Source organism: Mycolicibacterium neworleansense (assembly GCF_001245615.1).
Taxonomy (GTDB): Bacteria; Actinomycetota; Actinomycetes; order Mycobacteriales; family Mycobacteriaceae; genus Mycobacterium; species Mycobacterium neworleansense.
Map to the genome: position 1 here is coordinate 463,087 of NZ_CWKH01000003.1, position 21,940 is coordinate 485,026.

The window sequence follows — 21,940 nt, forward strand, 5'->3', positions numbered from 1 at the left end:
CAATCGCCGCCGCCCAGCGTGCACAAAATGCGCGCTCGCGACGGCGTGTCTCGAGCAGACCCGCACGCTCGCGGAGAGAGGGGAACCCCCGTGTCCACCACCGAGGCCGCAGTCGTCGTACTGGCAGCAGGTGCCGGGACCCGAATGCGCTCGGACACCCCCAAGGTGCTGCACACCCTTGGCGGTCGCAGCATGCTGAGCCACGCCGTACACACCGTGGCCAATGCCACCGCTCGACACCTGGTGGTGGTGCTGGGCCATGACCGTGAGCGCATCGCCCCCGCGGTCGGCGAGCTGGCCGACAAGCTGGGCCGCACCATCGATGTCGCCATCCAGGACCAGCAGCTGGGCACCGGCCACGCCGTGGCCTGCGGCCTGAGCGCGCTTCCCGACGACTTCACCGGAACCGTCGTGGTGACCTCGGGTGACGTTCCCCTGCTCGACACCGACACGCTCGCCGGCCTCATCGAAACCCACTCCGCCGCGACCGCGGCCGCCACGGTGCTCACCACCACCGTGCCCGACCCCACCGGCTACGGCCGCATCCTGCGCACCCAGGACAACGAGGTCATCGGCATCGTCGAGCAGGCCGACGCCACCGACTCGCAGCGGGCGATCCGGGAAGTCAACGCCGGGGTGTACGCCTTCGACATCGCCGACCTGCGCTCGGCATTGAGCCGGCTGAGCTCGAACAACGCCCAGCAGGAGCTGTACCTCACCGACGTCATCGCCATCGTGCGCCAGGACGGCCGGACCGTGCGGGCCATGCACGTCGACGACAGCGCGCTGGTGGCCGGCGTCAACGACCGCGTGCAGCTCGCCGACCTCGGCGCCGAACTGAACCGCCGCATCGTGGCCCGCCATCAACGGGCCGGCGTAACGATCATCGACCCGGCCACCACCTGGATCGACGTCGACGTCGCCATCGGCCGCGACACCGTCGTGCGCCCCGGCACCCAGCTGCTCGGCACCACCGAGATCGGTGCCGGCTGCGAGATCGGCCCCGACTCCACGCTGACCGACGTGGAGGTCGGCGACGGCGCATCGGTGGTGCGCACGCACGGCCAGCTCGCCGTGATCGGCGCGGGCGCGACCGTCGGCCCGTTCACCTACCTGCGGCCGGGCACGATCCTCGGCGCCGACGCCAAGCTCGGCGCCTTCGTCGAGACGAAGAACTCCACGATCGGCACGGGCACCAAGGTGCCGCACCTGACCTACGTCGGCGACGCCGACATCGGCGACCACAGCAACATCGGCGCCTCCAGCGTCTTCGTCAACTACGACGGCGAGAACAAGCACCGGACCACCATCGGCTCCCACGTGCGCACCGGCTCCGACACCATGTTCATCGCGCCGGTCAGCGTCGGCGACGGCGCGTACACGCCGCCCGGCGCGCTGGCGGTCTCGGACAACGCGCAGCGCACCATCGAGGGCTGGGTGGAGCGCAAGCGCCCGGGCTCGGCCGCTGCCGAAGCCGCCCGCAAGGCCCGCGAGGAGTAGACCGGCCGGGTCGGCGACGACCGTGGCGCTGGTGCACGAAATCCGTGGCAAACGCGTCCGCGAACGCCACAGTCGGCACCGCTGGGGGCGTGCGGGCCGACGTTTCGTGTTGGCAATCTGGTAACCCGGCTACGAACAACCAGAAACGCTACGTACGATTGCTCCGTATCGATCCCCAACCGCGAAGGCAGCCAAGTGGCCACGGACTGGACCGACAATCGAAAAAACCTGATGCTGTTCTCGGGGCGCGCGCACCCCGAGCTGGCGGAGCAGGTCGCCAAGGAACTCGGTATCGAGGTCACCGCGCAGACCGCCCGCGACTTCGCCAACGGCGAGATCTTCGTCCGGTTCGATGAGTCCGTGCGCGGTTGCGACGCGTTCGTTCTGCAATCGCACCCGGCTCCGCTCAACCAGTGGTTGATGGAGCAGCTCATCATGATCGACGCACTCAAGCGTGGCAGCGCCAAGCGGATCACCGCGATCCTGCCGTTCTATCCGTATGCGCGCCAAGACAAGAAGCACCGTGGCCGCGAACCCATCTCGGCCCGCCTGGTCGCCGATCTGCTCAAGACCGCCGGCGCCGACCGCATCGTCTCGGTCGACCTGCACACCGACCAGATCCAGGGCTTCTTCGACGGCCCCGTGGACCACATGCGGGCGCAGTCGCTGCTGTGCGGCTACATCGGCGACAAGTACTCCGACACCGACATGGTTGTCGTCTCCCCCGACTCGGGCCGCGTCCGCGTCGCCGAGAAGTGGGCCGACGCCCTGGGTGGCGTGCCGCTGGCCTTCATCCACAAGACCCGTGACCCGTTGGTGCCCAACCAGGTCAAGGCCAACCGTGTCGTCGGCGAGGTCGAGGGCAAGACCTGCATCCTGACCGACGACATGATCGACACCGGCGGCACCATCGCCGGAGCGGTCAAGCTGCTGCGTGAGGACGGCGCCAAGGATGTGGTGATCGCCGCCACCCACGGTGTGCTGTCCGAGCCGGCCGCCCAGCGTCTGGCCGAATGCGGTGCCCGCGAGGTCATCGTCACCAACACCCTGCCGATCACCGAGGACAAGCAGTTCGATCAGCTGACCGTGCTGTCGATCGCACCGCTGCTGGCCAGCACCATCCGCGCCGTGTTCGAGAACGGTTCGGTGACCGGGCTGTTCGACGGGTCCGCCTAGATGGCTGCATCCGATGGGCGGCCCGCCGCCGTCATCTACCACAACCCGAAATGCTCGACCTCTCGCAAGACCCTGGATCTGTTGCGCGAGAACGGGATCGAACCCGAGGTGGTGCAGTACCTCAAGACGCCGCCGACGCGTGACGAGATCAAGCAACTGATCGCCGACGCCGGGATCGACGTGCGGACCGCGGTGCGCAAGCGCGAATCCCTCTACACCGAGCTCGGTTTGGCCGACGCGTCCGACGACGAACTGCTCGATGCGATGGCGGAGCACCCCATCCTGATCGAGCGCCCGTTCGTCGTCACCGACAACGGCACCCGGTTGGCCCGGCCGATCGATTCGGTACGCGAGATTCTGTGAAGCGGCTGCTCGCCACGGCCGGCGCGCTGGCGGTCCTGGTCACCGGCTGCGGCGCCGAAACGCCTGACTACAAGTCGATCTGGACGACGAGTGCGACCACACCGGCCGCCCCGGCCGACAACCAGCCGGTGCCGCTGTGGCAGTACCTGGAGGACTCCGGTGTGGTCGGCGAGCCCATCGCACCGGAGAAGATCCCGCACCTGACCGTCACCATGCCGACCCCTGCCGGCTGGCACACCTACAACAACCCCAACCTGGCCCCGGGTACCCGGATGATCGCCAAGGGTGACACCTATCCCACCGCGATGATGCTGGCGTTCAAGCTGCACGGGGAATTCGACGTGCCCAAGGCGCTGAAGGAACACGGCTACGCCGACGCCCAGCTCTCGGAGAACTTCAAGCAGCTCAACGCATCCAACGCGGACTGGAAGGGCTTCCCCTCGGCGATGATCGAGGGCAGCTACGACCTCAACGGCAAGCGCATGCAGAGCTACAACCGCGTCGTCATCGCGAACGACGGGCTGCAGCCCCCGCAGCGGTATCTCGTCCAGCTGACCGTGACGACCTACGCCGAGGAAGCCGCGGCGCAGGGACCCGACATCGAGTCGATCATCGCGGGCTTCAACATCGCCAAGAAGTGAAACGGCCGGCGCGACCGTAGGGTGGTCACCATGAGTGGATGGACCAGTGCTGACCTGCCCTCGTTTACCGGCCGCCGGGTGATCGTCACCGGCGCCAACAGCGGGCTGGGCCTCGTCACCGCCCGTGAGCTGGCCCGCGTCGGCGCCAAGGTCACCGTCGCGGTGCGCAACCTGGAGAAAGGCACTGCAGCCGCCGAGACGATGACGGGCGGCATCGTCGAGGTACGCAAACTCGACCTCCAGGACCTGGCATCGGTTCACGAGTTCGCCGACACCGTCGAGAGCGTCGACGTGCTGGTCAACAACGCCGGCATCATGGCCGTCCCGCTGAGCCGCACGGTCGACGGGTTCGAGAGCCAGATCGGCACCAACCACCTCGGCCACTTCGCGCTGACCAACCTGCTGCTGCCCAAGATCGCCGACCGGGTGGTGACGGTGTCGTCGTTGATGCACCTGATCGGGCAGATCAGCCTGCGCGACCTCAACTGGAAGTCGCGGCCGTACTCGGCGTGGCTGGCCTACGGGCAGTCCAAGCTGGCCAACCTGATGTTCACCTCCGAGCTGCAGCGCCGGCTGAACGCGTCGGGTTCCCAGGTACGCGCGCTGGCCGCCCACCCCGGCTACTCGGCCACCAACCTGCAGGGTCAGACCGGCAACAAGTTCGGCGAGCGGATGATGACGGCCGCCAACCGGGTTTTCGCCAGCGATCCGTCGTTCGGCGCACGTCAGACGCTGTTCGCGGTGTCCCAGGACCTGCCAGGAGACAGCTTCATCGGACCGCGGTTCGGCCAGTTCGGCCCCAGCCAGCCGGTCGGGCGCAGTCCGCTGGCGCGGCGGGTGGACACCCAGAGGGCGTTGTGGGAGCTGTCCGAGCAGCTCACCAAGACCACGTATCCGCTATAGGCCTCAGGCTCCGATTTTCGGGACCGGCCCCGACTTTGCTACCCTGACCTGGCGTCACGGCGAGGGTGGACCTTTGGACCACCGTTATCGGCGGGAACTTCTTCAAGTGTTGCGACCCTTGCCGTGCTGACGATCTGACCGCAGTACCGCAATTTAGAGGAGCAACACCATGGCCAAGGCCGCCGCCAAGAACATCCCCAACAAGTTGACCGCCACCGTGCGTACCCGCACCGGCAAGGGCGCCTCGCGCCAGGCCCGTCGTGACGGCAACGTACCCACCGTGCTCTACGGCCACGGCACCGATCCCCAGCACCTGGAGATCAACGCCCGAGAGTTCGCCGCCGTGCTGCGCCACGCAGGCACCAACGCCGTGCTGACCCTCGACATCGAGGGCAAGGAGCAGCTGGCCCTGACCAAGGCGCTGGACATCCACCCGATCCGCCGCAACATCCAGCACGCCGACCTGCTCGTCGTGCGCCGCGGCGAGAAGGTCCACGTCGAGGTCACCGTCACCGTCGAGGGCGACGCCGCCCCGGGCGCCCTGGTGACCCAGGACGCCAACACCATCGAGATCGAGGCCGAGGCCCTGTCGATCCCCGAACACCTGACCGTGTCGGTCGAGGGCGTCGAGGCCGGCACCCAGATCCTGGCCGGCCAGATCGAGCTGCCCGCCGGCGTTTCGCTGGTGTCGGATGCCGAGCTGCTCGTCGTCAACATCGTCGAGGCCCCGAGCGCCGAGGAGCTCGAGTCCGAAGGTGCCGGCGAGACCGCCGAGGCCCCGGCCGAGGAGCCGGCTGCCGAAGCAGCCGAAGCTTCCGAGTAAGTCCGCCTTTCGATGGCCGAGCCGCTGCTGGTGGTGGGCCTGGGTAACCCCGGGCCCGCCTATGCCAAGACCCGGCACAATGTCGGGTTCATGGTGGCCGACGTACTGGCCGCCCGTATCGGCTCGGCCTTCAAGGTGCACAAGAAATCCGGCGCCGAGGCGATCACCGGCCAGCTCGCAGGAGCTCCGGTGATCCTGGCCAAACCTCGGTGCTACATGAACGAGTCCGGCCGTCAGGTCGGGCCGTTGGCCAAGTTCTATTCGGTGCCGCCGGGCCGGATCGTGGTCATCCACGACGAGCTCGACATCGACTTCGGCCGGATCCGGCTCAAGGTGGGTGGCGGCGAGGGCGGCCACAACGGGCTGCGGTCGGTGGCATCGGCATTGGGCAGCAAGGACTTTCAACGGGTCCGCATCGGAGTGGGCCGCCCACCGGGCCGCAAGGATCCGGCGGCGTTCGTGCTGGAGGCCTTCACCGCCGCCGAACGCGCCGAGGTGCCGACGATCTGCGAGCAGGCCGCCGACGCCACCGAGCTGCTGATCGCCCAGGGCCTGGAGCCCGCCCAGAACACCGTGCACGCCTGGTGATGCTCACCAGGTGAAGGGCCGGTCGAGGCTCAGCGTGCGTTCGGCCTGCCGGTACCAACCCTGTGGCGCGTACTGGTCGGTGTGCAGATAGCACTGCACTCGCACCTCGGGGCTGCCCGGCCGGAAGGTGAGCAGCCGGCTGATCGGCAGCGTTGTGATCGGCATGTGATGACGGCTCAGCGACGCCACGTTCATGAAATACGTTCCACCCCAAGCCTGCTCGATGTGGGTCTTGCCGCCATGCGAATCGTCGGGGTGGGTGTGGGTATGGCCGGCCAGCCACAGCGCGACCGCACCCGGATGTTCGGTGAGATACCGCTCGAAGGCCCCCGAGTCGGGCTTGCCGCCGACCCAGTACAGGTACGACGCGCCCTGCGGCGTCCCCTCCGGGAACGGCCGATGATAGTGCTCGTAGAGTTTCCCGTCCGCGCCCCGGCGCACCCCCTCCCACTCCCCTGACGCCACCGTGGTGTCCTTGAGGACGTAGTGGTGCACGGTGATGACGATCGAATCCCGGTTCTGCTCAACCATGTTCGCCCACCACCGGAATGTCTTGTCGGACACCACCCCGCCGGGGTTGCCGCCGAGCGTTCCGCGGCCGATCGTCTGCGACGGCTCGTTGCGGTCGCTGAGCATCAGGAACAGCAGATTGCCCACCCGGAACGAATACCGCTCCCAGGTCCCGGTGACGGGGTAGGGCCGGGCCCCGGCGTCGACCCCGGAATGTGCGGTGTGCACGCCCAGCGGATCGATCCACTTCTGCCACCACCAAGCGTCCGGTTCGGAAAGACCGCTGCGGTCGTGGTTTCCGCACACCGAGTAGACGTCCTCACGCCGGTGCTTGCGCATCGCCGCCAGCTGCCGGCGAACCTCCTGCCCCTCGGCATCGTCGGGCAAGCTGTGATGCGCCCCGGACATGTCGCCGACGTCCACCGCGATGTCCCAGTCGAACGGCGGACCACCTTGCGCTCCACCGAATTCCGACTGCCGGATGGCATCGGCGAGGCTCTCCCGGCCGAACTGGTTGTCGGTGCCGACGTGGGCATCACCGAACGCCCAGAGCCGAAACTCGCCGTCCTGTGTCGCCATCGTGGCCACACGATAGCGCCGCGGCCCGGCCCGGTCGGGCGTTGCGCTCAGGGTGATTCCAACGGCGGGTCAGCGACCCCGGATCCCGCTGTCGACCACCTTGACGGTCTTGTGCGGATACCGCTTCTCGGCGTGAGCCTTGGCCGCCGAGTTCGGCAGCACATACAGGGTTTGCCGCTTGTCCTGCAGTGGTTTGAGCACCCGGTCCATGAACTCCTTGCGGTCGTCGAGGTAGGGCTCGATCACATCCTCCCCCGCCGGGCACACCGCCAGGCAGTACGCCGCCTTGTAGTTGGCCTTGAACGACAGGCTCTGCCACATCGACGCATTCTCCGAATCGCTGACCCGGGAACGGAAGTCGTCGGCATCACTGCTGTCGGCGATGGTCTGCGCCCAGTCGGTGAACCCACCCATGAACTCGCGGTAGTTGTGCACCGAGCAGGCGATGAAATCGAACTCGCCGTCCTTGCCGATGGCCCCGACCGGGCAGGCCGCCACGCACAGCTTGCATTCCAGGCACGGCGAATAGTCCAGCGGCACACCATAACCACTGATCGGCGCACCCACCAGGATGGTGGCCAGCAGGATGAAGTTGCCGAACCTGGGATGGATGACGTTGCGGTGGATCCCCATCACCCCCAGCCCCGAGGCGACCGCGACGGGCTTGTGCGCCACCACCCAGATCCGCCCGGGATACCGGTCCATCTCCATCGGGAACGTCGCCGACGGGTTCACCGCGCGATGGCCGGCATCCTCCAGCGCCCGGGTGATGCGGTGGGCGGCCTCGTTGATGATCTCGCCGCTGCGGTGGAACTCCTGGTTGGCCACGCTGCGGGTGGATGAGCGCACGTTGTCGCGGTTCATCTTCACCACCAGCGAGATGTAACTGCGGACCCCCGGCAACGCGACTTCGGCATGTTCGCGTTCGGAGGCCAGGGCCGGGTCGTCGACGCCGGCGAAGGCCACGTCGTCGGCTCCGGCGTCCAGGCACAGCGCCCGCAGCCAGTCGGCGTCGATCACGTCGGGAACGGGCGCTTCGGCACGGGCCCGCACCGCGCGGACGGTCGGATGGTCGGCCAGGCGGGGCGGGAGTTTCGGCTTCATTCAGCTGAGTATAGTTATCTATACTCAGCTCGCAAGGATTCTGCCCTCCGGCGTAAAGAAACCGTTCGGGGCCGGTCGGGCCCCACCTGCAGCGGGTACACCCGAGATATGGACGCCATGCGACTACTGAGGCCCCTGCTCGACGGCTCCCGCGCCTGGGGTTGCGTGCAGGTCAGGCCCGGCCGCTTCGGCATCACGTATTACCGGCTTGTGGTGTATCCGCCCGGCCTCGGCACCTCCGGGCACCGCCTCGTTCGGCTGGCCCGCGGCTGGCCGCTGTGGGGGATGCTCGTGTGGTTGCTGTGCCAACTGTGGCTAGGCGGGCAGATGTCACCTTGGCTGGCGTTCGGTGCCTCCACTGCGGTGTTCCTGGTCACCGGAGCCGTCGTACTGGCACTGTCGGGCGCCGCGTACCACCGTGTGCGGACGTTGTGCGCCACGACGATGGCCGGTTGCAACGATCCCGGATCGGCGGCCGCCCGCGAGCGGCTGATCGTATTGGCCGCAGAGCTCCTCCATGCCGACGAGTGCCGCGATCGCGGCGACATCACCACCGTCGACCACGAGCTGATCTGGTGGCGGGTCTACAACCGGATGGAAGCCGACAAACCGGCGAATACCCCGCACCGCAACTGATGTCGGACTTGCCCGACAGCCCCCATAACCATCACGAGCGGACGCGTCACGAAAGACGCGCCCGCTCTGGGGTGCTCGGTGCCGCCGCGTTGTACGGCTAGCGGCCCCCCGGCATGCCCAACCACGGGAACACCGGGATGTTGGCCGGCGGCGCAGTCGTTCCCGGCCGGGCCTTGATCGACGTGCTGCCGTTGGTCGTGCAGATCGTCTTGGTGGCCGTGTCCTGGCAGGTCGGTCGGGCGTTCGCAACCGGAGAGCAAACGACCGACACGGCAGCCAAACTCGCCATCAAGAACGCAAACCCGCGACCAGTCATCATGCCCTTCCCTTTCCGCGCCATGACCACCCCCGAAGTCTCATGCGCTGCACGCGCCGACATCTGCCCGCTCATCACGGGCAGGCCGATACGACGACAGGGGAATCCGCATCGAGCGGGGTGTTGTTCGCCGCGGCCCGGTTGAACGCGTCCTGGCGGGCCGCCTCGACCGTCGCCCCGGCACCGCCGGCGACGGCGTGGTTGCTGGGGCTCGCGACGGACACGATGCAGAGCTTGTCGTTGGTCACCTCGTCGGCGGTGCACTCCACACCCCCCGCGTTCTGGCAAGCCGCGATGACCGCTGCCGAGGCCTCTTCGCTCGTATCACCGGTAGCTGTGAAACCCGCTATGGTGTCGATGAATTCGCCGGTTCCGACAGCCGCAAAAATGTCTTCGGGGTCCTCGACATATCCACCGGGACCACCCGCCCACGCGGTGCCCGCGGTAATCCCGGCAGCGATGACGCCTGTGCCGAGGATCGCCGAAACCCATCGGGATTTGACCATTCCGGTCCTCTCTTCAAAGTGGTTTCCGCGCCAGAATACGCAAATATTGCGTGAACGAAGGGCAAATTGACAGTGCTGCCCATTGCAATTGATGCCGAACGCAGATATCAGCGATTTCCGTATCGCGAAAAGCACACCGAGACCCGGTGTCTCACGAGAGGCGTGAAGAACAAGCGCGTGACCGTGCGCAAAGTGCTGCCCGCGAGCGGCGTGTCCGCCACAGACACGCACGCTCACGGTGCGAAACGGTCAGAAAGTCAGCCCGTGATCAGGGAGACCGAGTTGGCGCGACGCAGCTTGCCCGACGGGGTCTTCGGAATGCTGCCGGGGCCGAGCACCACGACGTTGCGCGGACGCATGTCGACCTCGGAGACCACCTCATGGGCCACCTGATGCTCGATGCGCCGCACCTCGGCCGGGTCCTGCCAGGCGTTGGATTCCACTGCGACGGCGAAGGTCTCACGCGAGTGCCCGGCATCCAGCCGCACCGCCACGGCGCAGCCGGGGCGCACGCCCTCGACACGGCCGGCGGCACGCTCGATGTCGGTCGGGTAGATGTTGCGCCCGGCCATGATGATCACGTCCTTGACGCGACCACACACGATGATGTTGCCCTCTTCGGTGATGTAGCCGAGATCGCCGGTGTCGTACCAGCCGTGCTCATCCTGGGCCGGCAGGAAGCCACCCATGGTGATGTAGCCGGGGGTCAGCGATTCGCCGCGCAGTTCGATGACGCCGACGCCGCGGGCCGGCATCACGTCGCCGTGCTCGTCGACGACACGGGCCTCGAGGTCCTTCAGCAGCGGGCCGAGTGAGGCCAGCCGCTTCGTGTTGCCCTTGGTTGCGGGCACGGCGCGGCGCAGCGCGGCCAGCAGATCGGCGTCGACCTCATCGACCACCAGGCCGGCGTTGCACGGCGAGAACGACACCGCCAGGCAGGTCTCGGCCATGCCGTAGGCCGGCAGGATCGCCGACTCGGGAAGACCGAAGGGCTTGCCCGCGTCCAGCAGGTCCTCGACATCGGCCGGCTCCACCGGCTCGGCGCCCGAGAGCGCGAACCGCAGGGTGGACAGGTCGTACTCGCCGGGCTTGGCCTGACGGCGCAAGCGCTTGGCGAACAGCGCGTAGGCGAAGTTGGGCGCCGCGGTCATGGTGCCCTTGTACTTGGTGATGAGCTTGGCCCACAGCAGCGTGTCGCGCAGGAAGTCCATCGGCGTGACCTTGACCAGCTCGGCGCCGAAGTACATCGGGATGGTCAGGAAGCCGACCATGCCCATGTCGTGGAAGCAGGGCAGCCAGCTCACCATGACGTCCTTGTCGACGTCGTACTCCGCGCCGATGAACATCGCCTCGGCGTTGGAGTGGATGTTGCGGTGCGTGATCTGCACGGCCTTGGGAGATCCGGTCGAACCCGAGGTCAGCTGCATCAGGGCCAGATCGTCCTCGCCGGTCTCCACCGGGTCGATCGGGTCGGCGGCCAGCAGGTCGGCGATCTTGACGACCTTGATGCCCTTTTCTTCGAGCACCGGGATGGCGACCAGGAAGGGCTCGGAGACGATGACGGCGTCGGCCTCGATCATGCCGATCACGTTCATGGTGTCCTCGGCCCACACCGCCAGATCGGTGCGCGGCGTCGGCTGATGCAGCATGGTCAGGCTCGCGCCGCGCATCCACACGCCCTGCGCCGTCGGCGCGATCTCGACAGGGAAGCCGGCCAGCACGCCGACGGCGTCGCCGTGGCCGATACCAGCGGCGGCCAGACCGCCTGCGATGCGCCGGGCCCGCTCGTGAACCTCACCCCAGGTGTGGCGAACCGGCTCATGCGGCTCGCCGGTCACCATTCCGCGCTTGCTCTCACGAGCGTTGCGGAACATCTTCTCGGTGAATCTGCTCACGACGACCTCCTTGGCTTCCGCGGCCCCGTCACCGGCGACAGTGCGCCAGGTGCAGTTGCCCGGTTATCCATGCTCCGCCCGCTACGCACTGCTTTTGGGTAGGCGCGCGCACACGATTGGGGAGCAGTTATGTCTCGAAAAGGTGATGCCCCAGAACCGGGTGTACGGCTCCGCGACCGCCCACCGTGACGGGCGGCGGGCGCACAAGTCGCATCCGATGCAAGATCGCTAGCATTCACCGCCGATCATCTTAAGAGACCCTTAAGTAACTGCCAAACCCTCGCGTTAATTGAGGTCTGCGTCACAGTTTCAGACCCCGACGTCGACGGGTACTCCGCCGATTTCTCCTGAGGTTTGTTCCGGCGCGGGCGGAGTTCGTCACGCCGACGTCGACGGCTCAGGAACGACCCGGGCCCCGCTCACCGGGCCGCTGGCCACCCGTACCGTCCGGCACACACCCGCTCCCGACAGCTGTGTGCCGACGTCCACCGCCGATGTCGATGACGGGCACAGAAACGCACACGTGGGGCCGGATCCGGACACGATCCCGGCCAGTGCCCCGGCCTCGACCCCGGCGCGCAACGTGCGGCGCAGGTCGGGGTACAGGCTCAGCGCCGCCGGTTGCAGGTCGTTGCCCAGCAGCGCGGCCAGTTCGGCCGGATCACCGGAGGCCAGCGCGGCCAGGACGGGCTCGGGCTCCTCGGCCCGCGGCGGGCCCCCGGTCGAGGTGTCCGCGCGCAGCCGATCCAGCTCACCGAACACCTTCGGGGTGGACAGGCCCTTGTGCGCGAACGCCAGCACCCAGTGGAAGGTGCTGCGGGCCAGGACCGTGGCCAGCTCCTCACCGCGACCGGTGCCCAGCGCCGTGCCGCCGTGCAGTGCGAAAGGGACGTCACTGCCCAACCGGGCCGCCAGGGCGTGCAGATCGCGCCTGGGCACCCCGAGCTCCCACAACGTGTTCATCGCCACCAGCACCGCGGCCGCGTCGGCGCTGCCGCCGGCCATGCCCCCGGCCACCGGGATCGACTTGTCGATGCTGATCGCCACGTCCGGGGCCCGGCCCACGTGCTCGGCCAGCAACTCGGCGGCGCGCCAGGCCAGGTTGCGCTCGTCGGTGGGCACCGACTCCACGCCCTCCCCTTCGACGGTCAGCGACAACATGTCCGCGTTGCGCACCGTGACCTCGTCCAGGAGCGACACGGCGTGGAACACCGTGGTGAGGTCGTGGTAGCCGTCGTCGCGCACATCGCCGACGGCCAGGTACAGGTTCACCTTGCCGGGGACGCGCACGGTGACAGAACCGGTGGGAACCCACTCGGACGCGGTACTGCCGTCAGATGCTGACACGGCCACGACACTATCGCCGCTCACCCGCGGTTGTCGGTGAACTTAAGCTGAGACGGTGCCCTCACCCGAGGTGATCGTCGCGGGATACACCGCGGTGAAAGTCGTGGGGAGCGGCGGCTCTGCCGTCGTATACCTGGCCCGCGACGCCGACGGAGCCACCGTCGCGCTCAAAATTCTCGATGATCTGCACCGCCAGCCGGCCCACCTGGCCCGGCTGCAACGCGAGTTCGACTTCGCCCGCCGGATCAGCCACCCCAACATCGTCACGGTGTATGCGGCCGGCCCGGGCTGGCTGACGATGGAGTTCCTCGACGGCGGCACGGTGAGCAACCTGCCCGGCATACCCCAGCGGCTCACCGCGCTGGCGCAGATCGCGGCGGCACTCGACCTGGCCCACCGCCGCGGGATCGTGCACTGCGACGTCAAACCCGCCAATATTCTTGTGGATCAGCCGTTTTCGCGGGCCGTGCTGATCGACTTCGGGGTGGCGCATTCGATGGCCGAGGATGTCGCGGCCCGGTTGGCGCACGATCGCTCCGGCCGGATGAGCCTCGACCCGGCGCGGCGCATCACCCGCCAGGCATTTCGCCCGCACCCGAATATCCAGGCGTCACTGCCCTATTCGGCGCCCGAACTGCTCGTCGGGCGGACACCGTCGGCGGCGACGGACCAGTACGCGCTGGCCTGCACGACCGTCGAGCTGCTGACCGGATCGCCGCCGTTCACCGCGGACACCGCGATGGCGCTGATCGATCACCAGCTCTACAGCCGACCGCCACGAATATCGCAGCGGCACAGCGGCATTCCCCGTGCCCTGGATCCGGTCATCGCCAAGGCGATGGCCAAGGAACCCGACCGGCGGCACGGCTCATGCTCGGAGTTGGTCGGCCTGATCACCGCGGTGATGGAGCCCCGATGCGAAGAGCGAAACTAGGCCTGCTGTGCCGCCTTGAGCTCAGCGGCCTCGCCCTCGGCTTCCTTGGCCCGCTGCAGCAGCCGGACGAAGTCGGCGATGCCGAGCGTCTCACCACGGCGCGACGGGTCGATGCTGGCGGCCAGCAGCCGCTCCGCCGACTCGTTGCCCGAACCCGCCCAATCGGCGAACGCGTTACGGGAGGTCTTGCGCCGCTGCGCGAATCCGATGTCGATGAGGCTGAACACCTCATCGCGGAACGCGGCGTCCGTCGGCCACGGCGACGTCTCGTACCGGTCGATGCGGACCAGCCCGGAGTACACCCGCGGAATCGGCCAGAACACCGTCGGCGACACCATCCCGTGCCGGCGTACGTTTCCGTAGAACCGCACCTTGGCACTGGGAACGCCGTAGTCCTTGCCACCGGGTTCGGCCGCCAGTCGCTCGGCCACCTCGGCCTGCACCATGACCATCACCGTCCGGATCGACGGGAACTCGGCCAGCAGGTGCAGCAGCGCGGGCACCGCCACGTTGTACGGCAGGTTTGCCACCAGCGCGGTCGGCTGTTCCGTCAGATCAGACGGCATCAACGTCAGGATGTCCTGGTTGATGACGGTGAGCCGGTTGATCTCGCTGTGGGAGTGATCGGCGATGGTGGCCGGCAATTGCTTGGCCAGCACCGGGTCGATCTCCACCGCGGTCACCCTGGCGCCACGATCCAACAGAGGCAGGGTCAGCGACCCCAGGCCGGGTCCGACCTCCAGCACATGGTCGTTCCGGTGAATCCCGGAGGCCGACACAATGCGCCGAACGGTGTTGGCATCGTGAACGAAGTTCTGGCCAAAGGCCTTGCGTGGACGAAAGTCGATTTCTTTCGCCAAGCGTCGTATCTCGGTCCGCCCGAGCAGTCGAATAGTCAGCGCGCCCCAATCCTCCCACTACACACCGGCCAAGCTCCCCATCCCTGCCGGGCCTGCGTCACCGTAGCAATCGCAATCTGCTCTTCTCTTGTCGCCAGATCGGCCCTCGGAGCATACCGCAGACCGCCCTGTCGCTCCCAGGTGTTTTGGTCGAATTGGACTCCGCCATAGAATCCGTTACCGGTGTTAATCGCCCAGTTACCTCCCGCTTCGCACTGCGCGAGAGAGTCCCATTGGGCCCCGTTGCTGACCGGCGGAACTTCGGTGCCCGGCTTTGCTCCGACGCGCAGCACGCCGTCGCGGGCCGGCTCGATCACGACATTGGCTACTGGCAGCCTGCCGGTCTCCACACCGTTCACCTTGGCCACCGCATAGGTCACGTCCTGCGTACCCGGGGCGCCGGGGTCCTCGACGATCTGGCGGCTCATGTTCAGCTCGACGTCTTCGATGCGCTTGTTGCCCGGGGCCAGCGGCACCCGCTCGGTGACCTTCTCGATGCGCATGCGGGTCACCTGGATCTGCATACCCTCGGTGACCGGGGCCGATGCCGCCGGAACGACGGTGTCGTTCTGTTCCAGCGGTGCTCCGGCGGCGGCCAGCAGGCCGGCCACGTTGGGGGCGGCCAGGTGCACCGTCTGGGCGTTGCCGCCGTCGTCGATGCGGACCGTCTTGGCGCTCACCACGGGCAGTGCCATACCGCCCAGCGGCACCCTGCTGCCGCGGGAGGCCGCGGCCGGTGCCTTGTCGGTCATCTTCAGCTGCGCCAGGGCCTCGTCCACGGTCGAGGCGGTGGTCCACACCTGCTTGCTGTCATTGCCATCCAGCGACAACTGCAGCGGCCGGCTGCGGCGCAGGACGATGGTGTCAGATTGGTGCACGGACTCTTCGGCGGCGGGGTAAAGATCGTCGCGATCGCCGACGGAAAATCCGTTCTCCTCGACCACATCGATCACCCGGGACTTCATCGTCGTCACGGTCATCGGTGCGCCGTCGACGCTCAGCGTGACGGTCTTGTGCGATCCGACGGCGTAGCCCCCGGCCGCGGTGAGCGTGACCAGCAGGGCCCCCACCACGCCACGCAGCAGCGGTGATCGGGATTCATGAATTTTGTTGAGCGCGTCCAAGGTTCTCGATTTCTCCCCGGTTCGGACGGCATGGTTCACCGCCGGCGGTTGAGCTTTGATCACAAGACGGTAACGAAAAGGCGCACACCCGGCAACTACGCCCGGCCGCTCCCGTTAAGTCCGTACACCCGCGCCGCAGTGGCTGCGGTCTCGGACGCGACCTCTTCGGCGGGCCGGTCCAGCAACTCTGCGAGTGCCCGCACAGTGTATGGGAGGCAGTACGGCTCATTCGGTGCGCCGCGGAACGGGTGCGGGGTCAGAAACGGCGCGTCGGTCTCGACCAACAGCTGGCCGGGCGGGATCAACCGTGCGGCTTCACGCAGCTCAGCGGCGTTTTTGAAGCTGACCGTGCCCGAGAGGCTCAACACCCAGCCGGCCTCGACGCAGGTGTGGGCCATCTCCGGTCCCGAGGAAAAACAGTGGAAGATCACTGTCTCGGGTGCTCCTTCGGCGCGCAGCACGTCGAGAACCTCGGCGTCGGCGTCGCGGTTGTGGATCATCAGCGGCTTGCCGGTGCGCTTGGCCAGGTCGATGTGCCAGGCGAAACCCTCGCGCTGCTCGGCCGGCGTCGCGCAGCCGTCCAGCCGGCCCGGCCAGTACAGGTCCAGCCCGGTCTCCCCGACCGCCACCACGCGCGGATGGGCGGCCAGCCGCTCGAGTTCGGCCCGGGCCGCGTCGTCGAGCACATTGGCGCGAGTGGGATGCAGTGCCACCGCCCCGAACACCCGCTCATCGGCCTCGACGGCCGTCGTCACCCAGCGCGCCGAGTCCAGGTCATCGGCGATGGTGACCACCTGGCCCACCCCGACGGCGGCCGCGCGGTCCACGATCGCGCGGACGTCCTCAGCGGTCTGCGCACCGCAGGCGTCGAGGTGGGTATGTGCGTCGACCAGCGGAGCCAACGGCTCCGGGGCCGGCGGCTTCTCCCTGGCTGTGCGTTTCGAACCCACCGCAACACCATAAGGTGGGAACAAATGAGTGAGCCTTTCTACATAACTACGGCCATCGCCTATCCCAACGGTGCGCCGCACATCGGGCACGCCTACGAGTACATCGCCACCGATGCGATCGCCCGGTTCAAGCGACTGGACGGCTTCGACGTGCGCTACCTGACCGGTACCGACGTCCACGGCCAGAAGATGGCCGAGACGGCCGCGGCCGAGGGCATCTCGGCCGCGGAGCTGGCCAACCGCAACTCCGACGTCTTCCAGGGCCTGCAGGAGAAGCTCAACATCTCCTTCGACCGGTTCATCCGCACCTCCGACGCCGACCACTATGAGGCGTCCAAGGAGATCTGGCGAGCCATGTTCGAGGCCGGGGACATCTACCTGGGCACCTACGCCGGCTGGTACTCGGTGCGCGACGAGCGCTTCTTCGCCGAGGACGAGACCGCCGAAGGGCCCGACGGCACCCGCACCGCGATCGAGACGGGAACCCCGGTCACCTGGACCGAGGAGCAGACCTACTTCTTCCGGTTGTCGGCCTACGCCGAGCGGCTGCTGGCCCACTACCAGGCGCACCCCGAATTCATCGGCCCCGATGTGCGCCGCAACGAGATCGTCAGCTTCGTCTCCGGCGGGCTGAAGGATCTGTCGATCTCGCGGACCACGTTCGACTGGGGCGTGCCGGTGCCCGACCACCCCGACCACGTGATGTACGTGTGGGTGGACGCGCTGACCAACTATCTGACCGGCGTGGGATTCCCGGACACGTCATCGGAGTCGTTCGGCAAGTACTGGCCGGCCAAGCTGCACATGATCGGCAAGGACATCATCCGGTTCCACAGCGTGTACTGGCCGGCGTTCCTGATGTCGGCCGGGATCGCGCTGCCGGAACGGGTTTTCGCGCACGGCTTCATCAACGTCAAGGGCGAGAAGATGAGCAAGTCGGTCGGCAACGTGGTCGATCCGATCGCGCTCGTCGACACCTTCGGACTCGACCAGGTGCGCTACTTCTTCCTGCGCGAGGTGTCCTTCGGCCAGGACGGCAGCTACAGCGAGGAAGCCATCATCGGCCGGATCAACGCCGACCTGGCCAACGAGCTGGGCAACCTGGCGCAGCGCTCGCTGTCGATGGTGGCCAAGAACCTCGACGGCGTGGTGCCGGACCCGGGCACCTTCACCGACGACGACACGGCCCTGCTGAGCGCGGCCGATGCCCTGCTGGAGCAGGTGCGCGCGCACTACGACGTGCCGGCGATGCACCTCGCACTGGAAGCGGTCTGGTCGGTGCTGGGCGCGGCGAACCGCTACTTCTCCGCCCAGGAGCCGTGGGTGCTGCGCAAGTCGGAGGATCCAGCCGACCAACGGCGATTCGGTACGGTGCTCTACACGACGCTCGAAGTGTTGCGCATTGCAACGCTGCTCACGCAGCCGGTGATGCCGGACTCGACGGCCAAGCTGCTCGACCTGCTCGGCCAGCCGACCGACGCACGCGACTTCGGCTCGATCGGTACCCGGATCAAGCCCGGTACCGAATTGCCCGCTCCGACGGGGGTTTTCCCCCGCTACCAGATGGACTGACATGGCTGGACTACACGAAAAACTGCAGGCGATCTACGAAGAAGTAGGGCAGCGCAACGCCGGCGAGCGCGAGTTCCACCAAGCCGTCTACGAGGTACTGACCAGCCTCGGCCCCGTGGTGGCCAAGCATCCCGAATACGCCGACGGCGCCATCATCCGGCGGCTGTGCGAGCCCGAGCGTCAGATCATCTTCCGGGTGCCGTGGCAGGACGATTCGGGTGCCTCGCAGATCAACCGGGGCTTCCGCGTCGAGTTCAACTCGGCGCTGGGACCGTTCAAGGGCGGGCTGCGTTTCCACCCGTCGGTGTACCTCGGCATCGTGAAGTTCCTCGGCTTCGAGCAGATCTTCAAGAACTCGCTGACCGGCCTGCCGATCGGTGGCGGCAAGGGCGGATCGGACTTCGACCCCAAGGGCCGCTCCGATGCCGAGATCATGCGGTTCTGCCAGTCCTTCATGACCGAGCTGTACCGGCACATCGGTGAGTACACCGATGTGCCGGCCGGCGACATCGGTGTCGGCATGCGCGAGATCGGTTACCTGTTCGGCCAATACAAGCGGATCACCAACCGCTACGAATCCGGTGTGCTCACCGGTAAAGGACTCACCTGGGGCGGATCGCAGGTCCGCACCGAGGCCACCGGATACGGCACGGTGTTCTTCGTCGACGAGATCCTGCGGTCCGGCGGGCAGTCCTTCGAGGGCAAGCAGGTGGTGGTGTCCGGTTCGGGCAACGTGGCGATCTACGCGATCGAGAAGGTGCACGCGCTGGGCGGCACCGTCGTGGCCTGTTCGGACTCGAGCGGCTACGTGCGCGACGACAAGGGCATCGACCTCGACCTGCTCAAGGAGATCAAGGAGCTGCGGCGGGGCCGCGTCGAGGACTATGCCGAGGCCCGCGGCGGTGCCGCCGAGGTCGTGACCGGCCGCAGCGTGTGGGAGGTGCCGTGCGACATCGCGCTGCCCTGCGCCACGCAGAACGAGGTCTCCGGCGTCGACGCCACCATGCTGATCAAATCCGGCTGCCAGATCGTGGCCGAGGGCGCCAACATGCCCTGTACGCCCGAGGCGGTGAAGTTCTTCGAGGATGCCGGGGTGAAGTTCGCCCCCGGCAAGGCCGCCAACGCCGGTGGCGTGGCCACCAGTGCGCTGGAGATGCAGCAGAACGCCTCTCGGGACTCGTGGAACTTCGACGACACCGAGGCGCGGCTGGCCGAGATAATGCGACGCATCCACGACCGGTGCCTGACCACCGCCGACGAGTACGGCCAGCCGGGCAACTACGCGGCCGGCGCCAACATCGCGGGCTTCATCCGGGTGGCCGACGCGATGCTGGCCCTGGGCCTGGTCTGACCACTTCGGGTGATGTAGGTCACATAACCGCGGAGGTCTGTCACAAACGCGGGGTGCGCGGTGTCTTGAGGGCACAAGCCTTTTGAGAGGAGACACCATGAGCGCGGCGCAGAACACCCGAGTGATCGTGATCGGCGGAGGCTATGCCGGGGTGCTGGCGGCCAACCGCCTGCAGGGCACCCCGGGAGTGGCTGTCACGCTGGTCAATCCGCGGCCAGAGTTCGTCGAGCGGATCCGGCTGCACCAGCTGGCCGTCGGTGGTGACGACGCCACCGAGCCGTACGACACGCTGCTTGGTGACGGAGTGCGGCTGCTGGTCGACGGCGCCGATCACATCGACGCCGACATCCGCCAGGTGCAGCTGACCTCCGGCGAGGTGCTCGATTACGACTACCTGGTCTACGCCGTCGGCAGCACCTCCGGAGTACCCGCCTCGGTGCCCGGTGCCACCGAATTCGCTTACCCGCTTTCAGAATTCGAACAGGCGCAGCGTCTTCGGGCCCGGCTGCAGGATGTGCCGATGTCGGCACCCATCGTCGTGGTCGGCGGTGGCCTGACCGGCATCGAGGCCGCCGGCGAGCTGGCCGAGGCCGGCCGCAACGTCACCCTGGTGACCGATGTGGTGGGCGCGTCACTGGGCGCCGCGGGCCGTCGCTCGGTCGTCAAGGCGCTGACCAAGCTCGGTGTCTCGATCATCGACGGACCCGAGATCCTGGTGACCGGGGTCGAGCCCGACGCCATAACTCTGGCCGACGGCAACCGGCTGCCCAGCGCGGTGACGGTGTGGACCACCGGCTTCGGGGTGCCCGGACTGGCCGCGGCCAGCGGGCTGCGCACCGACGAGCTGGGCCGGCTGCTCACCGACGAGACGCTGACCAGCATCGACGACGCGCGCATCGTGGCGGCCGGCGACGCGGCCTCACCGTCGGGAATTCCGCTGCGGATGAGCTGCCAGGCGGCAGGGCCGATGGGCGTCCAGGCCGCCAACACCGTGCTGGCCCGGATCGCGGGCACCGCACCCAAGCCGCTCAACCAAGCCTTCGCCGGGCAGTGCATCAGCGTCGGCCGGACCTACGGCACCGTGCAGCTCTGCCACTCCGACGACAGCCCGCGCCGGGTCTTCATCGGCGGGCGGACCGCCGCGTTCTTCAAGGAGCAGGTGTGCCGCGCGACCATCACGTTCCTGCGCAAGGAGGGCGTGAAGCCGGGGTCGTACTTCTGGTTCAAGGGTGACAACCGGGCGCGCCAGCTCGCTGAGGCACAGCAGGGGACACTGGTCCGATGAGCACCGCCGGCGCAGGTAACTCGACCTCGAACTCGAACGAACACGCCGAACGGTTCACGCTGCTGCGACCGTTGCTGTTCACCATCGCGTACGAGATACTCGGTGCGGCAACGGAATCCGACGACGTGCTGCAGGAGAGTTACCTGCGCTGGGCCGAGGTCGATCTGGACACGGTGCGCGATACCAAGGCGTTCCTGGCCCAGCTCGTCACCCGCCAGGCGCTCAATGCCCTCCGGGCCCAGTCGCGGCGCCGGGAGGAATACGTGGGCCCCTGGCTGCCCGAGCCCCTGGTGCTGGCCGGCGACATCGCCGGTACGGGTGATCCCTCAGCGGATGTGGTTCTGGCCGAATCGGTTTCGATGGCCATGATGGTGGTGCTCGAGACCCTGACACCCGATGAGCGTGCCGTGTTCGTGCTGCGCGAGGTGTTCGGGTTCAGCCACGACGAGATCGCCACGGCCATCGACAAATCGGCGAGCGCGGTACGTCAGATGGCTCATCGGGCACGCCAGCACGTGCAAGCACGACGCAAACGGTTCGAGCCCGTCGACCTCGCCGAGTCCAACCGGGTCACCGAGGAGTTCATGACCGCCGCGGCCACCGGCGACATGGACGGGCTGCTGGCGTTGTTGGCACCGGACGCGGTGTACACCGCCGACAGCGGCGGCAAGGCCAGCGCGGCCCGCCGGCCTGTCGTGGGCGCCCAGAAGGTCGCCACGATGCTCATCGGCCTGTTCCGCGCGGGCGACCGGGTGCCAGGGCTCGCGTTCGAGCGCGTCACGTGCAACGGCGAACCCGCGGTGATGATCCGCAGCGACGCCGGAATGGAAGGGGTGTTCACCATCGAGGTCATCGACGGCAAGATCACCAACTTCTACGCGATGCGCAATCCGGACAAGCTGATCGGCGTCGACATCCCGCGGGTGATCAGCCGATAG

Annotated in this window: 21 protein-coding genes; 13 read left to right on the forward strand and 8 right to left on the reverse strand. The window is 67.6% G+C overall.

What is annotated here, in order from left to right:
* The first annotated feature begins 90 nt into the window (after positions 1–90).
* The 7 genes from glmU (at position 91) to pth (ending at position 5,994) form a co-directional block, all read left to right on the forward strand.
* The gene (gene glmU, locus BN2156_RS26740; RefSeq protein WP_090517981.1) at positions 91–1,500 is read left to right on the forward strand and encodes a bifunctional UDP-N-acetylglucosamine diphosphorylase/glucosamine-1-phosphate N-acetyltransferase GlmU; all 1,410 of its coding nucleotides are present in this window, start codon (positions 91–93) and stop codon (positions 1,498–1,500) included.
* A 195-nt stretch (positions 1,501–1,695) separates the two neighbouring features.
* The gene (locus BN2156_RS26745; protein WP_090517982.1) at positions 1,696–2,676 is read left to right on the forward strand and encodes a ribose-phosphate diphosphokinase; all 981 of its coding nucleotides are present in this window, start codon (positions 1,696–1,698) and stop codon (positions 2,674–2,676) included.
* Positions 2,677–3,039: an arsenate reductase (glutaredoxin) gene (arsC, locus tag BN2156_RS26750; RefSeq protein WP_090517983.1), complete on the forward strand. Its 363-nt coding sequence runs from the start codon at positions 2,677–2,679 to the stop codon at positions 3,037–3,039.
* Positions 3,036–3,680, forward strand: coding sequence for an LpqN/LpqT family lipoprotein (locus tag BN2156_RS26755; protein ID WP_162490978.1), 645 nt, complete (start codon positions 3,036–3,038; stop codon positions 3,678–3,680). The genes arsC and BN2156_RS26755 overlap by 4 nt, the downstream gene beginning before the upstream one ends.
* A 30-nt stretch (positions 3,681–3,710) precedes the next feature.
* Positions 3,711–4,583, forward strand: coding sequence for an oxidoreductase (locus BN2156_RS26760; RefSeq protein WP_090518590.1), 873 nt, complete (start codon positions 3,711–3,713; stop codon positions 4,581–4,583).
* A 169-nt stretch (positions 4,584–4,752) separates the two neighbouring features.
* On the forward strand, positions 4,753–5,406 hold the full coding sequence (locus tag BN2156_RS26765) for a 50S ribosomal protein L25/general stress protein Ctc (RefSeq protein WP_090517984.1): 654 nt from the start codon (positions 4,753–4,755) through the stop codon (positions 5,404–5,406).
* Positions 5,407–5,418: 12 nt separating this feature from the next.
* Positions 5,419–5,994: an aminoacyl-tRNA hydrolase gene (pth, locus tag BN2156_RS26770; protein WP_090517985.1), complete on the forward strand. Its 576-nt coding sequence runs from the start codon at positions 5,419–5,421 to the stop codon at positions 5,992–5,994.
* 3 nt (positions 5,995–5,997) lie between these two features.
* Here the strand turns inward: pth and BN2156_RS26775 are convergent, their stop codons facing one another.
* A complete protein-coding gene (locus BN2156_RS26775; protein ID WP_090518591.1) occupies positions 5,998–7,083 on the reverse strand; it encodes a metallophosphoesterase in 1,086 nt (361 codons plus the stop codon).
* 69 nt (positions 7,084–7,152) lie between these two features.
* Positions 7,153–8,187 carry a 4Fe-4S binding protein gene (locus BN2156_RS26780; protein WP_090517986.1) on the reverse strand — a complete coding sequence of 345 codons (1,035 nt, stop codon included), beginning with the start codon at positions 8,185–8,187 and terminating at the stop codon, positions 7,153–7,155.
* A 108-nt stretch (positions 8,188–8,295) separates the two neighbouring features.
* Between BN2156_RS26780 and BN2156_RS26785 the strand changes: the two genes are divergently transcribed.
* Positions 8,296–8,823: a DUF6611 family protein gene (locus tag BN2156_RS26785; protein ID WP_090517987.1), complete on the forward strand. Its 528-nt coding sequence runs from the start codon at positions 8,296–8,298 to the stop codon at positions 8,821–8,823.
* Between the two features lie 390 nt (positions 8,824–9,213).
* Here BN2156_RS26785 and BN2156_RS31315 read toward each other — a convergent pair whose 3' ends face one another.
* The 3 genes from BN2156_RS31315 to BN2156_RS26805 all read right to left on the reverse strand — a co-directional run bounded on the left by BN2156_RS31315 (position 9,214) and on the right by BN2156_RS26805 (position 12,887).
* On the reverse strand, positions 9,214–9,882 hold the full coding sequence (locus tag BN2156_RS31315; protein WP_235625514.1) for a DUF4189 domain-containing protein: 669 nt from the start codon (positions 9,880–9,882) through the stop codon (positions 9,214–9,216).
* 20 nt (positions 9,883–9,902) lie between these two features.
* Complete coding sequence (locus BN2156_RS26800) at positions 9,903–11,540, reverse strand: fatty acyl-AMP ligase (RefSeq protein WP_055120652.1); 1,638 nt, start codon at positions 11,538–11,540, stop codon at positions 9,903–9,905.
* 378 nt (positions 11,541–11,918) lie between these two features.
* On the reverse strand, positions 11,919–12,887 hold the full coding sequence (locus BN2156_RS26805) for a 4-(cytidine 5'-diphospho)-2-C-methyl-D-erythritol kinase (RefSeq protein WP_210436719.1): 969 nt from the start codon (positions 12,885–12,887) through the stop codon (positions 11,919–11,921).
* Positions 12,888–12,942: 55 nt separating this feature from the next.
* On the opposite strand from BN2156_RS26805, the gene BN2156_RS26810 reads away from it, so the two are divergent.
* Positions 12,943–13,821, forward strand: coding sequence for a serine/threonine-protein kinase (locus BN2156_RS26810; RefSeq protein WP_090517991.1), 879 nt, complete (start codon positions 12,943–12,945; stop codon positions 13,819–13,821).
* On the opposite strand, the gene rsmA is transcribed toward BN2156_RS26810, so the two are convergent.
* The 3 genes from rsmA to BN2156_RS26825 all read right to left on the reverse strand — a co-directional run bounded on the left by rsmA (position 13,818) and on the right by BN2156_RS26825 (position 16,794).
* Positions 13,818–14,720: a 16S rRNA (adenine(1518)-N(6)/adenine(1519)-N(6))-dimethyltransferase RsmA gene (rsmA, locus tag BN2156_RS26815; protein WP_090517992.1), complete on the reverse strand. Its 903-nt coding sequence runs from the start codon at positions 14,718–14,720 to the stop codon at positions 13,818–13,820. The genes BN2156_RS26810 and rsmA overlap by 4 nt on opposite strands.
* Positions 14,717–15,844: a resuscitation-promoting factor gene (locus BN2156_RS26820; protein ID WP_090518592.1), complete on the reverse strand. Its 1,128-nt coding sequence runs from the start codon at positions 15,842–15,844 to the stop codon at positions 14,717–14,719. The genes rsmA and BN2156_RS26820 overlap by 4 nt, the downstream gene beginning before the upstream one ends.
* 95 nt (positions 15,845–15,939) lie before the next feature.
* Positions 15,940–16,794, reverse strand: a complete 855-nt coding sequence (locus tag BN2156_RS26825) for a TatD family hydrolase (RefSeq protein WP_090517993.1) — start codon at positions 16,792–16,794, stop codon at positions 15,940–15,942.
* A 24-nt stretch (positions 16,795–16,818) separates the two neighbouring features.
* Here BN2156_RS26825 and metG point away from each other — a divergent pair, with 24 nt between their 5' ends.
* The 4 genes from metG to BN2156_RS26845 all read left to right on the forward strand — a co-directional run bounded on the left by metG (position 16,819) and on the right by BN2156_RS26845 (position 21,940).
* A complete protein-coding gene (metG, locus tag BN2156_RS26830; RefSeq protein WP_090517994.1) occupies positions 16,819–18,366 on the forward strand; it encodes a methionine--tRNA ligase in 1,548 nt (515 codons plus the stop codon).
* A 1-nt stretch (position 18,367) separates the two neighbouring features.
* A complete protein-coding gene (gene gdhA, locus BN2156_RS26835; protein ID WP_090517995.1) occupies positions 18,368–19,717 on the forward strand; it encodes an NADP-specific glutamate dehydrogenase in 1,350 nt (449 codons plus the stop codon).
* Between the two features lie 97 nt (positions 19,718–19,814).
* On the forward strand, positions 19,815–21,002 hold the full coding sequence (locus tag BN2156_RS26840) for an NAD(P)/FAD-dependent oxidoreductase (protein WP_090517996.1): 1,188 nt from the start codon (positions 19,815–19,817) through the stop codon (positions 21,000–21,002).
* Positions 20,999–21,940, forward strand: coding sequence for an RNA polymerase sigma-70 factor (locus BN2156_RS26845; protein WP_090517997.1), 942 nt, complete (start codon positions 20,999–21,001; stop codon positions 21,938–21,940). The genes BN2156_RS26840 and BN2156_RS26845 overlap by 4 nt, the downstream gene beginning before the upstream one ends.

Excerpts from the sequence above, each read along its gene's own strand:
- BN2156_RS26840 (WP_090517996.1), top strand. The coding sequence starts at position 19,815 with ATGAGCGCGGCGCAGAACACCCGAGTGATCGTGATCGGCGGAGGCTAT.
- BN2156_RS26845 (WP_090517997.1), top strand. The coding sequence starts at position 20,999 with ATGAGCACCGCCGGCGCAGGTAACTCGACCTCGAACTCGAACGAACAC.
- metG (WP_090517994.1), top strand. The coding sequence starts at position 16,819 with ATGAGTGAGCCTTTCTACATAACTACGGCCATCGCCTATCCCAACGGT.
- BN2156_RS26775 (WP_090518591.1), bottom strand. The coding sequence starts at position 7,083 with ATGGCGACACAGGACGGCGAGTTTCGGCTCTGGGCGTTCGGTGATGCC.
- BN2156_RS26760 (WP_090518590.1), top strand. The coding sequence starts at position 3,711 with ATGAGTGGATGGACCAGTGCTGACCTGCCCTCGTTTACCGGCCGCCGG.
- BN2156_RS26785 (WP_090517987.1), top strand. The coding sequence starts at position 8,296 with ATGGACGCCATGCGACTACTGAGGCCCCTGCTCGACGGCTCCCGCGCC.
- BN2156_RS26765 (WP_090517984.1), top strand. The coding sequence starts at position 4,753 with ATGGCCAAGGCCGCCGCCAAGAACATCCCCAACAAGTTGACCGCCACC.
- arsC (WP_090517983.1), top strand. The coding sequence starts at position 2,677 with ATGGCTGCATCCGATGGGCGGCCCGCCGCCGTCATCTACCACAACCCG.
- gdhA (WP_090517995.1), top strand. The coding sequence starts at position 18,368 with ATGGCTGGACTACACGAAAAACTGCAGGCGATCTACGAAGAAGTAGGG.
- pth (WP_090517985.1), top strand. The coding sequence starts at position 5,419 with ATGGCCGAGCCGCTGCTGGTGGTGGGCCTGGGTAACCCCGGGCCCGCC.
- BN2156_RS26780 (WP_090517986.1), bottom strand. The coding sequence starts at position 8,187 with ATGAAGCCGAAACTCCCGCCCCGCCTGGCCGACCATCCGACCGTCCGC.